Genomic DNA, 14,269 nt, shown 5'->3' with positions numbered 1-14,269 from the left:
AACAATGAGTGATCGCATCCCGTTCAACCGACCTCATATGACGGGCAAAGAGCTTTATTACATTGCCGAAGCTCACTTCAATGGTCGGCTCGCGGGCGATGGCCCATTTACCAAACACTGTCATGGATGGCTGGAAGAGCGGACGGGCTGCCGTACGGCGCTACTGACGCACTCATGCACTGCCGCCTTGGAAATGTCGGCGCTACTGCTGGATATCAAACCCGGCGACGAAGTCATCATGCCATCGTACACCTTTGTTTCAACCGCCAACGCCTTCGTATTACGTGGTGGAGTCCCAGTATTCATCGACATCCGTGAAGACACACTCAATATGGATGAACGCTTGATCGAAGCCGCAATTACTCCTCGCACCCGCGCTATTGTTCCAGTGCACTACGCAGGCGTCGCCTGCGAGATGGACGCGATTATGGCAATTGCACGGCGACACGGCTTGACGGTCGTGGAGGACGCGGCTCAAGGTGTGATGGCGAGTTACAAGGGAAGATCCTTGGGTAGCATCGGAGACTTGGGGGCTTACAGCTTTCACGAAACAAAAAATGTAATTTCAGGCGAAGGTGGAGCACTGCTGGTCAATGATCCCCAGCTCTCGTTGCATGCGGAAATCATTCGTGAAAAGGGAACTGATCGCAGCCGCTTTTTTCGCGGCCAAGTGGATAAATATACCTGGCAAGAAATAGGCTCCTCCTTCCTTCCAGGTGAACTTATCGCTGCATTTTTATGGGCGCAGCTGGAAGAGGCTGATCGAATTACTCGAACGCGTCTGGACAGTTGGCAACGCTACCATGAACTCCTGGCCCCTCTGGAGGCGAAGGGTGCACTTCGCCGACCGATAATTCCGGCAGAATGCGACCACAATGCTCATATGTATTACGTTCTACTCGCACCTGAAATCGATCGCCAGACAGTGCTGGACGAATTGAAAAACAAAGATATCTGGTCGGTCTTCCATTATGTGCCACTGCACTCTTCCCCTGCAGGTCAACGCTTTGGCAGAGCGTGCGGAGAACTGGATGTAACCGACCGACAGTCAGAGAGACTGATACGACTACCCCTCTGGGTCGGACTTTCCGAATACCAACAGGATCTGGTGATAAACACCCTTTACCGAGCGATCAACCGCTGACCGACAGGACACGACAACGTGATAACCCACGATCTTTCGTGAAAAGGCATCCGTCACCAGGCTCAGATAAGCCACACCTTCCTGAGTGGATATATCGGTGATGTCAGCCACCCACACTTGCTCAGGGCTGCTTGGAACAATTTGCTCAGGGCTTACCTTGCGTAGGCCTGGATGGCGTCGAAAGCGATGATGGCTGTCATGTGGTAAGCGCATTTGCAGACCACCAGCAAATTCCTTTCGCAAGCAATCTCGACCTAATTGCGGCTCACGTCGAGGCTGACAATGCAGCTTTTGCTAAAACGAAATCAGCAACTTGCTGATCCAGAACAAACCGAGCAGCATCAGCGCGATTGCGCTTGTAGTAAGCCTGTCGGCTTATCCCCACGAACTGGCAAGCCCTGCTGATGCTCAGGTTTTGGATTCGTTTATGCCACAATTTAAAAGTCAGCATGTAGTCTCGCTGGCTACGCCTTTTTGCTGATTCCATTACTTCCTCCTGAAAACAGATCAGAAGGTGTAAACCTTATTCAGGACGGGACAACAGACGAAAAAAGGGGGGACTTATTTAGTCCCCCTTTTTTACATTGATTGACGAGCCCTTCAGCAGAATTGATCTACCAATCTCAGTGCCAACTGCTTGGCATGCTGTCGCAACTCAGGTACTGCCGTGGCCTCCCAGAAGTTGGCCTTAAGCATCGGTCCGACGTAATGCAGCCATGGCACGGCGTTGCCATCCTTTCCCTTTACCGTGAGCCACTGATCAACGTTCAAACCCAACCCCAACGAGTCCAGTTGAATCAATCCATCCTCTCTCAGCTGTGAAATCAGTTTGTCATCTACTCGACTCAGGTTCGTGTTCGACCCGGTGCAGTTAATGACTCGCGCCACCCTTATCTGCTTCAGTTGACCGTTGCCGCGTAGCTGAATATCGACGGCCACATCTTCGGAGCTCGTTACCACTTTCCGCACGCGACCGGCTAATGAATGGATCTGCCCCTTCAAAACAGCTTCTTCGAAGTGTTGATAAGCTGCGGGGGCCACACGATGTCGGTGAGTATCCCAATAAGGCTGAACATGGCGAAGGAATCGCCGGCGTTCAATATCCGTTAGCCTCCCCCACAGATCCGGTGTAATCGAGCGCATGGTCGCCAGCAAGTCTCTCCAATCCCCCCCCCTTGGTTGAACTTGAGAAATTTCCTGGCGAATCAATCTCATGTACCCGCGAACGGAGGGCGGTTCCTGCAACAGTTTTTCAGCGATGTCCCCGATCCCCGAGTAAGCAGAACGCTGCGTGCGATGAGGCAGAGGACGCAGCCCTCGTCGTGAAACCATATAGATGGGCCCGCTATGCCCTTTCTGTAACAAACTCAACGAAACATCCAACGCGGTAAGGCCCGAGCCTATCAGCAAGACCGGACCGTTTGCATCAGCCGACTCTGCCGAGGCAGAGTCCCATGGATCAGATTGATAGCGATTAAGTCCCAAGGATGCACTGAACCCCGGAGGATCCAACGGGGAAAAGTTCCCGAACGCCAGAACCACCTGATCGGCCCTTATGCATTGCCCGTCGAACATTTCGAGAACTGCGCCATCACCCTCAGGCCGCACGCTGCGAACCTCCGCAATAAGACGCTCGAGCACAACTCCGTCAGCACAGTGTTTTTCGGCATCATCCAGAACGGACGCCAGATATTCACCGTAGGTTGTACGGGGCACAAAGGAAGAGGCGGTATAGAGTGAATCCCGTCTATTGCAGAAACGCAGAAAATGATCGGGATCATCTACGTCCGCACTCATATTGCCGGCAGGAACATTCAACAAATGCAGTGAGCTGTTGGTGCCATAAGCCACCCCCCGCGCCATGGTCCCAGAGCGGTTGATGAGTACGACTCGGACATCGGAGGGGCTGCGACGCAAGAATTGTGCTGCCGTTACTGCACCGCTGAAACCCGCACCAATGATGACGAGGGTTTTCATTGATCAAACCTTTTATCCAGGTATTCCAGCACTCTTGCGATGGATTCGGACAGCTCTTCGGCAACGGTGTTGATGCGAATATCCGGATTGACCGGTGCCTCATAGGCAGAGTCGATCCCGGTGAAGTTCTTGATCTGACCCGCTCTTGCCTTGCTGTAGAGTCCTTTCGGATCGCGTCGCTCACACTCTTCCAGCGAGGTGTCGATAAACACTTCGACAAATGCTTCATTGCCGATGACGTCACGCGCCATGGCGCGATCACGATGAAACGGGGAAATGAACGCGGTGATCACGATCAACCCGGCGTCGATGAATAACTTCGACACTTCTGCAACACGTCGAATATTCTCGACCCGATCGGCATCGGTAAAACCTAGATCCTTGCACAAACCCATGCGCAAGTTGTCGCCATCTAGCAAAAATGTGTGCCGGGCCTTGGCCACGAGCGCTTGCTCCAGAGCATTGGCGATTGTCGACTTGCCTGAGCCACTCAAACCGGTCAGCCAGATAACGGCCGGTTTTTGCCCCTTTACCTGAGCTCTTGCCGACGCACTGATGGCGGTAGCGTGAAAAACCAGATCCTTGCTCATACGATTAACCTTATTTGAATCAGACTATAAGGCCCGCCAACAAGCTGGCGGGCCTTCAGCTCTAAGCGTGGGGCAACAGGCGATCCCGCAGGGCCTTGATGCGAGCCTCGCAGATCCGGTAAGACTCGCTAGCCAGCAAGTCCGCACGCTGTTGCTCATCAGTCAGCGCAAGCGTATGGGTATCGCAACCGATCCGGTGAATGTAATCACCGATAAAATCACAGGAACGCAGTGACGCCCAATCCGTCCCGTCGCGCGTGAACAACTGCATCGTCAGATAGTAGTCTTCCATGTACTTCATATCATCGAAGTAGGTCACGGCTTCCAGGTCGCACTTGTTCAGATCGAGCAGAAAACTGTGCAGCGGCGCGTGGTTATGCTCGATGAAATCACGGTAGTTATTACCGTAATCGTAAATCTTGTCACGCTTGACGATGCAACCAGTCGCCGAATCCACCATGGTGGAGTAGACACGTGCAAAGGTTGCATTCTTGCCACTGGACTTGATCTGTTCCAGTTGTGAACTGTAAGCCCACGGAAACAGCATGTCGTCATAATCAAGAAATGCTGCGTAACCATTGCCGACAGCCTTGAGCGCATCGTTCAACATCAACGAACGCAAATCCGGCGCTTGCTCCGTCGAGAAGTAACGGCGAATCACCGGAGCACAATGCTCATTCCACGGCAGTTGAGCGAGCTGCGCTTCAAGTACTGCGATTTCCTGGTCATCCATATCTTGAATAGCCAGAACAGGCAAAACCTGACTACTTGACTGAGCGATCAACGAAAGAAGTGCATTGATCAGCGATGCACGGTCACCACGACGGTGGTAACGCACGATGGTCGATACCGTGTCGAGCGATGATCCGTGGACGCCATTGTCCGGCAGCAGTCGGAAACATGAGGCCTCACAGCAGATCTTGTAGCCGATCGTCGGTGCACTCGGACGCAACTCCATGCAGGCAACCTGATCAGGCTCGATACTGAAGTTGACAGTATTTTCGCCCTGCACAAACGACGGATCGTTTCGCAGACTGGCCGACACGGAATACCCCTTGTGCCGCTTGGCCATTTTCAACAACGACTTGACGGCCGTTGCAGGAAACAGGCAAATATCGCTGAACTGCAACGTGAAGTCGCATTCGGCAGGCGCAAGCTCGGAGATCCTGACACCTTGCGCCTGCAATGCCTGGTGAAGCTCTGGATTTTCGAAAGAAACCGAGCAAGCTTTGAACGCATCTGAAACGGCTAGGCATTTCAGGAATTTGCGGCACGACTCAGGCTCAGCCTCCAGGCGTGCCACTGCTTCAGGTGTCAGCACCACATTCAGCTTCAAATCTGCTGGCAGGACACAGTCGACGGTCGCCGAAAACGACTGGCCGGACAACGCACGTCCGATGGAGTTGAGGTAGCCGTAACCAAAGCGGGTATCGGGCTCAAGGTGCGCCCCCTCAGCCCATTCGTTCCAGGCGTTTACCACTACGTAGCGGCGATCTTCCGGCAGGTTCCGCTCGGAGTAATCCACCAGAAACTCCATCCAGCTCTGGAATTTTTCCGTAGTGAAGTGGTTAAGCACGTACGCTCTGTTACCGTAACGAGCAGTGTTATCCCAAGTTGGAACCAGCGACCGGAACAGCGTGAAATCCTTGCCCAGATCCTGCCCCATGTAGTGGTCGGCAACTTCAGGGTAGTTAATAATGTTGCCTTCCAGAGGCCAGTACGGACGCAACTGGCTGCGAGTGTCCTGTACCGCATCGGCAGTCCAGTCATGCAGTACCCGCTCGACGGCAGAGTCCATGCCATGGTCTTGCGGATTTGTCGCACCGCGCGTCAGCGTCGCCACCACGTATGGCGCCTTGAGGCCCTCGCGCTCACACTCTTCGCGCCAGACAGCCAGGTACTCATCGATATGCTCGATCGAGGACGGTCGATACACGTGTAGCATCGGACGGCCATCTACTTTGATATAGCGTTCGTCTTTGAAGAATGGGATGAGATAGCGAATAAAGCCACGAGCGTCTTCTTTCGAATAGACCTGCCCCAGCAAAATTTCCGCCTCGTTGCCATCCCATCGGCGAGTCCAATTCTCGTTCGCCCAGCAGAAACAGAACGGCATATCAATCTGCGGATTATCCAGCAGCATTTGTGCCGGTTTCTCGAGGATCATTCTGCCGGTGAACCAGTAATGATAGAAAATCAGGCCATGAACACCTGACTTCTGCATCATTTCGGCTTGCTGCTGCAACTTGGCCGGGCCGTCCAGATGGTAGTAACCAATGTCCTCGTGCGGAACATGTTGCTGGTAGTGCTCGTGGAACAATGGATTGGCAGAGCGAACCTTATACCACTCGGTAAATCCGGTGCCGTGCCATTCATCATTCTCGGGTGTAGGGTGAAATTGCGGCAGGTAATACGCCAGCACCTTGATGGTGTCGTGCTTGATGCTCGCAGAGTAATCAACCTGTGGCTCGTAATACTCACGAGGCTCATGGGAAATCTGTGGCGCCTCCAGCTGATAGTTACGCCCGTCGCTGTTCGTCGTGCTCACCAGCAACAGACGCTCCAGCGAACGGCTCAGCAGATCACCTGCGACAACGTCGCCCTGACTCGTGAAACTCTCGAATTTCAATGGAAGGTGCAAGAAGTCCTGGATCGTGCCGACGCGTGCCCAGAACAATCCGGCGCGCGGGAATTGCACGCCCGGAAATGCCTTCGCATCGACCGCGCTGAATTTTTCCAGAGCCGCGGCAATCACGTTTCCGGCATCACTCCAGCCAGCCTGACGGTAGATGGCAGCTTCAACTCGGTTATCGGCGGGATACACCACTTTGGCATCGCCACCGAGCAACTGAAGAATTTGTCCGACGTAGGCAGGCGAACCACACAGCAGATCCACACGCTCCTTGTAGCCCGAACCGTCCATGTTATCGACACCATCGGCCTCATCATGGAAGTGCGCTACAACGTCGTATTCACTCAGAAGAGCGCCGAACTGGACGATCAGCGCAGCAAATGCTCCAACTTGCGCGGGCACGGTTTCAACCACCAACCTGCGTAACAGAGGTACAGCACTGCGCAGCGCCTTGTCGTCGAACTTCGAGCCATTACCCATGATGCGGGAAATGAACAAATCGAACTCGACAGGAATATTTTTCAGGTCGTTCAGCCAATTTCCTGATAGCTGCTCGCTGCTTAAGTGAAGATGAACGGCAACCATACCAGGCGTCACTTGCGGGACGTCTGACAGATAAGGATCCAGATAGTAAGGCACGACCTTCAGTACTTCGTATTCGGTCAAAACTGCATCGCCAAGCGGACTGGAGACTTGTTTCAACGCCAGCCGCTTCTGACTGAGCTTGAGCTTGCGAACTGCAATAGCCAATGCATGACGCAGACCGCCACGGCGAGCTTCGCGGACAAAGCGGCTGAGCAGCTGCGGCTGTTGCGCAACCAGATTCAACAGTTGTATGGCAAGGCGATGGCGACCGACCTTGCGGGACAGATGATAATTACGACCTTTGGTGTCGTAAATCGACCGCCCTTCATAGTACCCGTACCGCAAGTAGTGGATCAGCGGATTGATACGACGCAACCGCACGTCCGGATAGCTGTCGAGATAGGCCTTGGTGGAGAATCCTGCCGACGGGTCACGCCCCTCACGCCAGCCCTGCTCCAGATAGTGCTGCAATGGATCGACGCCTGCCGCCCGAACATCTTCATAAGTAGTGAGGTAATAGTCGGCGTTGAATAACTCACTATGGACTGGTTCATCACCTCGGAAGCGAATCCCGAATCGATCGGCAACATACGAGACAAGAGACTTGAGCAAAAAACGCCCGGAACCATAACGACGCAGATCAGCCTCAAGCATTTGAACCAACTCTTCCGTGTCGGAAAGGCTCGCCTGGGAAACGCCATATTCGGCTTCAAGCCAGCGTCGGTGACCGTCGATCAACGAATAATTCGACTCCAGTTCGTCAAACCGGGCCTCAAGCTTGCTGTAATCGGAAGCCAGTGCGCCGTGATCGATAACAAGCGTAGCGTGATCGGCAGCAAGCGAAGTGTGTTCAGCTTCGAGGCTTTTGAAGGCGTGTTCCTTCTGAGTCAGTTTCCCACTCAGTTCAGCGTTGTCCAGATCAAAACGACGCATGAGTCGATAGGCAGGCAAACGCTCGTTCATCGCCTCGCAGAGACTGTTGACAGTGCTGAGAACCGTTTGGTCATCTGCACGCTCATCACGCGAGAGCTCCAGAAGCAGGAGACTGAGTTTCAAGACATCGGCCGGTACAGCGGAATCTTTTTTTAGCTCGTCCAGCGAAAAGCTGTTGTGCTGCAGCGACTGCTGGAGAAAGTTGCTCTGATAGTCCCGGAACTCGGGGCCCTGCGGGTCAAACGGCAACCCCAGCGACTCAGACATGCGTCGCAGCTGCTTCTCGGGTTCCTGAAGCATCAACTCGTAATTCACAAAAACGCGCGATGCGCCCTGGCTGTATTTCAAACTGAACAGCATATGCTCAAGCCAGAGAAAGTAGCCTTTCTCAACTTCAAACTCGTTCCGCTTGACCAACGAATGCGCAACATTTATCGGATTACGGAAAGCAATGACATAGCTGACCTGCAGACCCAACTCGGCAAAGATCTCCTGCCAGAATGGCAGCAGTCGGGACATTCGCGGGTCTTTTACGCCGAAACACTTTATCTCACTTAGCTTTTCGCGCAGATGCTCTATTGCACGTGCTTTGTGGCTCTGCGCGACCGGCGAGTCCAGCTCTTCCCGGCGGATAGGAAGCAGACTGTCCCAGCTGTGTCCCAGATCAGCCAGCAACTCTTCGTTGTAAGCAGTGATGGTTGCGTCTTCAAAAAAGCCTTTTTCGTTATTGCCCGACTCGGCAGGCAACAGGTTATCGCCCAGATCGACACCAAGGACTTTCAAACCACGCGTAATGGCACTCGTACCGCTCCGGTGCATGCCCAAAACTACGACTATTTGTTTATGATCCATAAGATTAATTATGCTCAACACTTGAAATGGTAAAAGCTGGGATACATTTGAAATCGACTGTTCCGGTTGCTGTGATCGCAGTCTCCGGCAGAACGCGAAACAGGCAGGCATCGATCAAACGATGCAGATAGGTTTCCCCCTCCCCTACGGCACCGACTACCCCTGAATTGAGGAAATACGTTCCGGGGTTCAAGTTGCACTCGAACTTGAATTCAACATCGACTTCAGCGTCGGCCGCCACGTAGTCGATGGCGTCCTGAGTGCTGGCCGCGCTGGCTGCCCCACCGATCTCGATACCGGCAAGCGTTTTGATCATCATGCCAAAGCGAACCGCCACAGCCCCCGTCGAAAAAGCTACGCGATAGGTATAACGGTAGCTGTCACCGCGCTTGAGGCAGTTAACCTGTTTACCGGCCGCATTGAGGATGCGCGGTTCGCTGATCAGAACACCGTGAGATTCGTAGGACATCACACTTTTGGAAACGATATGAGGATCGAAGTACTCCTCAAGTCCGTTGTCCTTCGCCTGTGACGCCTCGACTGCCACCTCGGTGCGCTTGGCCTCCCGCTGGAGTTCAAGGCGCTCGAGTACACCGGTCTTGATCGATTCGCGGATTTCCGCAACTTTGTCCGCAGGCGCATACAGCAGCTTCTGGTACTGGCCGACAATGACCTTGGGCACACCTTCGGCGAGCTTCTCTCCCTTATCCAGCAGAATCGCCCGCGTACACAGTTCGATGACGGCGCTCCCGGAATGCGACACAAACAGAATGGTCGCGCCACTGGCCTTGATCGCCTCGATCCGCGCGAAGCATTTACGCTGGAACAATTCATCGCCGACTGACAGCGCTTCATCGACAATCAGAATTTGTGGGTCAACATTGATCGCCACGGCAAAAGCCAGGCGTACCATCATGCCACTGGAGTAGGTCTTGACCGGCTGATCGATGAATTCGCCGATTTCCGCAAAGGCTTCGATCTCGGCAAAACGGGCTTCAGTCTCGTCTCGTGTAAGGCCAAGTACGGCAGCATTCATGTACACGTTTTCGCGACCACTGAATTCAGGGTTGAATCCGGAACCCAGCTCCAGCAAGGCTGCGACACGACCGTGAGTCATGATGTCGCCGTGTGTCTGATTGAGCGTGCCGCAAATCATCTGCAAAAGTGTCGATTTACCACTACCGTTTCGTCCGAGGATACCAACGGTCTCGCCTCGGTCGATGGTGAACGAAACACCCTGCAGGGCCCAGAACTCACGAAAGTATTGCTTGCGTCCGCGTGCGAACATCTGCATCAGCCGATCTCTCGGCTTGTCGTAAATATGGAAACACTTACTCAGGTTGTTGACGGCAATGGCGGTATTAGAGGACATCGGCGAACCCTTTACGCGTTTTTTGGAACCACGCAAATCCTAGCCAAAAGACAAGAGCTGCAGCGATATAGTAGAAACCCAGGTGAATCAGACTCGGCAGTTCGCCCCTGAAGAGCAGAGCCCGGGTATCTTCAATCGCCGGGGTCAGGGGGTTCAAAAAGAGCAGATGCCGGTATTCTTCAGGCAGCGCCGTAATCGGATAAAAAATCGGTGAAAGAAACATCAGGACGGAAGTGCAGACACCGATGATTTGACTGACATCTCGCAGGTACACGCCCATTGAGGCGAGAAACCAAACTAGGCCGACAACAAAAATGATCAGAGGAGCCAGAAATACCGGGAGCAACAGAATGGTGTACTGAAGCTTTCCGAAAAAAATCAGATAAGCAATCAGCCAGACACTGAGGCTGACGAGAAAGTGAAACATAGCCGCGCCCAGCGTAACCCATGGAAGTATTTCCAGCGGGAACACCACTTTCTTCACGTAGTTGACGTTGCCAATAATCAGCCCTGGGGCTCTGTTTATACACTCGGAAAACAGATTGAAAACGATCAGCCCCGCAAACAACATGAGCGCAAACTCGGTTTTCGAGCTGCTATCGACGCTCCATCGGGCTTTGAATACGACGCTGAATACGAATGTGTAAATCACCAGCATCACAATCGGATTGAACAGTGACCACAGCATGCCCATGATCGACCCGCGATAACGCCCAACGATCTCCCGCTGCACCAGCGCCCGGATGAGACCTTTGTTGCGCCAGATGCTATTGAGCATCTCCTTTGGTGAAGCAGAAAAGTTCAGCATTGTCTCAAAACCTCAATAAATCCGAGGGGGTTTAAATTCCTCAGCAAACTCTCTCGTCTTGCAATCACTTGAATTACCACAACACTCTTCCTGAAAGGGGCCAAGTCCGACTGCGTATCAGATTCCATTGAATACCGCCGCCAAAAGCAGCCCAAGGTTGCCCCATAAGGATTGCCGGTAGACACCAGATTGCCGTAACCAGATGATCCGGGCCAATCCGCGAGAACTTCGTGCCCGCTGAAAAAGATCCAGCCTCATCCGGCTTTCTTCATTCAACTGGAATCTGGTCGACTCCAGCGCCGCAATATTCTTTTGATTCCACCCACGGAAACGACCGCGGAACTGCATCCGTACTCTATTCAATTGCGCCATCAGGCCCGATGTAGAGCCGATGAGGTTTGCTTCGTGCTGCCTGTAGAGGATGGTTGGACAAACGTCGTAAGTGACTCGCCCTCCAGCACCTGAAACGAGGAGATACGCCCACCAGTCATGCGAAACGATGTCCAGACTGGGGCCTGCCTGCAAGAACAGCTTACGGGCAGCCTGATTGAAGACCATTGTGTTGCCCCCCCCCACGCTTTGCACTAGCGCATTGGCAAATCCGACGGGACGCTCAAACAGAGGAGACAAACCCATGGGTGCCCCCTCCTCATCGATCAATTCGGTCCTGCCACAATAAAGAGCCGGCTCCTGTGGAGGGGTGCCCTGAAGCTCGCACAAGGCGCGCTCCAGCTTGTTTTCTTGCCAGATATCATCCTGATCGGCCCAGGCATAGAAATCGGACTCGATGGATTGGTCACAGGTCAGCGAAAGGAAGTTGGCGGCGTATCCACGTCCCGGTCCCTGGCGAATCGACAGTTTGCCTTCTCCCCAGCGCTCGGCGTATTCGCGTAATAATTCCAGGGTAGAGTCGTCAGAACCATCATCTGACACCACGACAAACCAGTGGGGATAGCTTTGGCGCACAATGGAGTCCAATTGCTGTGCCAAAAAACGTTCGCCATTGAAGGTGCACAACAGAACGGCAACACGTCCGGAAGGACCACCGGGCTCCTGCTGAAGCCGGTCGACAATGCGGTGATCCGGACTGCTGTTTTGAACATCCGGGAAAAGAGGAGCTACCACCGAGCACTCCGTTGCTTAAAGGAGAAAATTTCACCTGTGCCGATTCGTTCAACACGAGCGAGCATTCGACGGGCAACGAGAACGCCATCGGAACGGCTCATGCGCCATTTCCAGCTGCGCAAAATTTGCAATTATAACGACGAAACATTGTCATTTGATAGCCCAGTGACATTATCGCCTTGCAAACGCTGGAAGCAGGACCGTCAGCCCCGACGAGACATGGATAATGTGAATATTACAGATGAGCGCCGCCGTGGCGGCGCGTAGGGTATCAAGCCGCCATGGTTAGAAAAAGGGTGGCAGTTTGCCAATGTCGAAGTAGCAGGCAAAGGTCATCAACGGTCAAACACCTCCACTCAAGTACGCTGCCGCGAGTGATACTGGAACGCGGTTCGCTTGAACGCATCATCGACGCCAATGACAGGCGACCATCCCAACCTATCGATGGTTTTACTGATATCGACCTGCAATGACCCACACAATCGCTGCGCGAGATCAGCACGACCGATCAGCGATGCGCCCGTCTTCAATACCCAGGAAGGAATCGACAGCAAGCGAGGCTTTACACCCAGGGCACTCGCCATGCGCCTGAGCAATTGAGTGGTGGACAAGTCTTCTCCATCACTGACCAGAAAGGTGTTTCCCGCCGCCTCTGGATGACTGATACAGACATTGAGCAAATCCACCAGATTCTCAAGCGCAACAAGGCTGCGATGGTTATGTATCGCCCCAAGCGGTAGCGGAGTACCACGCTCAAGCCAGCGCATCATGCTCAGGAAATTGGCCCCGACACCGGGGCCGTAGACCAATGGCGGCCGGATGACGACAACCTCCATATCCGTTTCGACGCTGATTGCTCGCAAGGCGTCCTCTGCTTCGCATTTTGATAGGCCGTAAGGATCGAGCGGCGCCGGCACATCGTCCGCCTTGAAGGCAACTCCCGGGAGCGTCATTTCACCATTGACCTTGATCGAACTGACGAAAATGAATCTTTTAACGCCCGCTTCAGCTGCACTGCGAGCCAAACGAACAGTCCCTTCGACATTGATTTTGCGAAACCGCTCAAGAGCCCCCTCTGCCGACTCATACATCACATGCACTCGCGCAGCGCAATGAACAACCACATCAATGCCAGCCAGAGGAGGCAGCAGGGCCCTGTCCCCCATGTCAAATGCCACAACCCGGCATAGACCACTCAACCTCGTTTCACCGCGCACAGCAGCAACAGGACTGAATACCTTGTCGCGCAGCAGTCGAAACACGAGCGCCTCTCCGACAAACCCGGTCGCGCCAGTCACCAAAACTTGAGTACCGATCATTTAGCCTTGCTTCCAACCAGCGCCGTAGCCCAACAGATGCAAAAGAAAAACAGCTTGTCTCGTGTTCTGCGCCGACAGTCTCTTGCACTGAACGAGAGCTTTATCAACTGCGAGCGCCCCAAAGGCAGCCAAGGCTCGACAAATGAATGGTGCTCAAGCCCCACCAGCCGAACGATCTGCCTGACCTGAGAAAACCACCACCCGTCATGAATGGTCTTGTAGCGCATGATCAGAGAACCGATGCCGGCGTTCGCCCCTACCTGATTACTTGCATGCTGGCGATAATCCATGGAAGGACGCGCGTCGATGAACCAGCGAAATCCACGACTACGTGCGAAAGAGTAAAAATACCAATCGTGGAGACTGACATTTTGCAAGTCGCTCCAACTGCCCAGCATGGCGGTCTTGAGTGGATGCATCAGCTCACGAGTGAAGACGTATGTACATCCCGGCCCAGCGGCCTCGAACAGGAAATCCCAGGAGGTCTGGGGCTGAGCCTTGTCCAGCAGTTGCGTGCGACCATCCGGCCAGAACGCGACAACATTGCTGGAGTAGGCATCCACGCCTCGCGCCTGAATTTTGCCGATCGCCCTTTCGAGCTTGTCCTGATACCAGACGTCATCCTGATCGGAGAACGCGATGTAGTCGTATTCTTCGAGGGATACATCACGGATCAATCTGAAAAAGTTGCGCGCGGCACCACCGAACGCACCGGCACCAGGGAGCACATGAACACCCTGGTGCCTGGCCGCAAAGGCCAAGCACCAGGCTTCTGTACCATCAGTCGAGGGATCCACACTGATATAAACGCTCAGGTGTACACCGGATTGCCGAAGAATCGAATCGAGTTGCTCTTCGATCCACTGCATTCCATTGAAGGCCGCCAGCAAAACCGCAACCTTGGGATGTTTTACTGGCATAGCTTTCCTGCT

9 protein-coding genes and 1 pseudogene are annotated in these 14,269 nt (G+C 53.7%); 1 reads left to right on the top strand and 9 read right to left on the bottom strand.

What is annotated here, in order from left to right:
• Positions 1–4: 4 nt before the first annotated feature.
• A complete protein-coding gene (gene rffA / locus ACK6BI_RS07590) occupies positions 5–1,144 on the top strand; it encodes a dTDP-4-amino-4,6-dideoxygalactose transaminase (RefSeq protein WP_409316564.1) in 1,140 nt (379 codons plus the stop codon).
• Positions 1,145–1,159: 15 nt separating this feature from the next.
• Here rffA and ACK6BI_RS07585 read toward each other — a convergent pair.
• From ACK6BI_RS07585 to ACK6BI_RS07545, 9 genes and pseudogenes are all read right to left on the bottom strand, one after another.
• Positions 1,160–1,566: pseudogene (locus tag ACK6BI_RS07585) on the bottom strand (IS3 family transposase); the annotation flags it as partial.
• Positions 1,567–1,744: 178 nt separating this feature from the next.
• The gene (locus tag ACK6BI_RS07580; protein WP_409316563.1) at positions 1,745–3,121 is read right to left on the bottom strand and encodes an FAD/NAD(P)-binding protein; all 1,377 of its coding nucleotides are present in this window, start codon (positions 3,119–3,121) and stop codon (positions 1,745–1,747) included.
• Positions 3,118–3,711, bottom strand: coding sequence for an adenylyl-sulfate kinase (gene cysC, locus ACK6BI_RS07575; RefSeq protein WP_409316562.1), 594 nt, complete (start codon positions 3,709–3,711; stop codon positions 3,118–3,120). The genes ACK6BI_RS07580 and cysC overlap by 4 nt, the downstream gene beginning before the upstream one ends.
• A 61-nt stretch (positions 3,712–3,772) precedes the next feature.
• Positions 3,773–8,713, bottom strand: coding sequence for a glycoside hydrolase family 99-like domain-containing protein (locus ACK6BI_RS07570; RefSeq protein WP_409316561.1), 4,941 nt, complete (start codon positions 8,711–8,713; stop codon positions 3,773–3,775).
• A gap of 4 nt (positions 8,714–8,717) precedes the next feature.
• Positions 8,718–10,085: an ABC transporter ATP-binding protein gene (locus tag ACK6BI_RS07565; RefSeq protein WP_065257148.1), complete on the bottom strand. Its 1,368-nt coding sequence runs from the start codon at positions 10,083–10,085 to the stop codon at positions 8,718–8,720.
• Positions 10,075–10,893 (bottom strand): ABC transporter permease, encoded by an 819-nt coding sequence (locus ACK6BI_RS07560; RefSeq protein WP_065257149.1) that lies wholly within the window; start codon positions 10,891–10,893, stop codon positions 10,075–10,077. The genes ACK6BI_RS07565 and ACK6BI_RS07560 overlap by 11 nt, the downstream gene beginning before the upstream one ends.
• 117 nt (positions 10,894–11,010) lie before the next feature.
• Positions 11,011–12,018, bottom strand: coding sequence for a glycosyltransferase family 2 protein (locus ACK6BI_RS07555; protein WP_409316560.1), 1,008 nt, complete (start codon positions 12,016–12,018; stop codon positions 11,011–11,013).
• A gap of 356 nt (positions 12,019–12,374) precedes the next feature.
• A complete protein-coding gene (locus ACK6BI_RS07550; RefSeq protein WP_409316559.1) occupies positions 12,375–13,337 on the bottom strand; it encodes a UDP-glucose 4-epimerase family protein in 963 nt (320 codons plus the stop codon).
• Positions 13,334–14,257, bottom strand: a complete 924-nt coding sequence (locus ACK6BI_RS07545; protein ID WP_409316558.1) for a glycosyltransferase — start codon at positions 14,255–14,257, stop codon at positions 13,334–13,336. Before ACK6BI_RS07545 ends, ACK6BI_RS07550 begins: the two co-directional genes overlap by 4 nt.
• Positions 14,258–14,269: the final 12 nt, after the last annotated feature.

Source organism: Pseudomonas sp. KCJK9016 (assembly GCF_046231795.1).
GTDB classification, from domain to species: domain Bacteria; phylum Pseudomonadota; class Gammaproteobacteria; order Pseudomonadales; family Pseudomonadaceae; genus Aquipseudomonas; species Aquipseudomonas bananamidigenes.
Note: the sequence above shows the minus strand (reverse complement) of the source record. Positions and strands in the feature narration are given on the sequence as shown.

Coding starts and splice junctions, on each gene's coding strand:
- ACK6BI_RS07580 (WP_409316563.1), bottom strand. CDS start 3,121: ATGAAAACCCTCGTCATCATTGGTGCGGGTTTCAGCGGTGCAGTAACG.
- cysC (WP_409316562.1), bottom strand. CDS start 3,711: ATGAGCAAGGATCTGGTTTTTCACGCTACCGCCATCAGTGCGTCGGCA.
- rffA (WP_409316564.1), top strand. CDS start 5: ATGAGTGATCGCATCCCGTTCAACCGACCTCATATGACGGGCAAAGAG.
- ACK6BI_RS07550 (WP_409316559.1), bottom strand. CDS start 13,337: ATGATCGGTACTCAAGTTTTGGTGACTGGCGCGACCGGGTTTGTCGGA.
- ACK6BI_RS07570 (WP_409316561.1), bottom strand. CDS start 8,713: ATGGATCATAAACAAATAGTCGTAGTTTTGGGCATGCACCGGAGCGGT.
- ACK6BI_RS07565 (WP_065257148.1), bottom strand. CDS start 10,085: ATGTCCTCTAATACCGCCATTGCCGTCAACAACCTGAGTAAGTGTTTC.
- ACK6BI_RS07545 (WP_409316558.1), bottom strand. CDS start 14,257: ATGCCAGTAAAACATCCCAAGGTTGCGGTTTTGCTGGCGGCCTTCAAT.
- ACK6BI_RS07560 (WP_065257149.1), bottom strand. CDS start 10,893: ATGCTGAACTTTTCTGCTTCACCAAAGGAGATGCTCAATAGCATCTGG.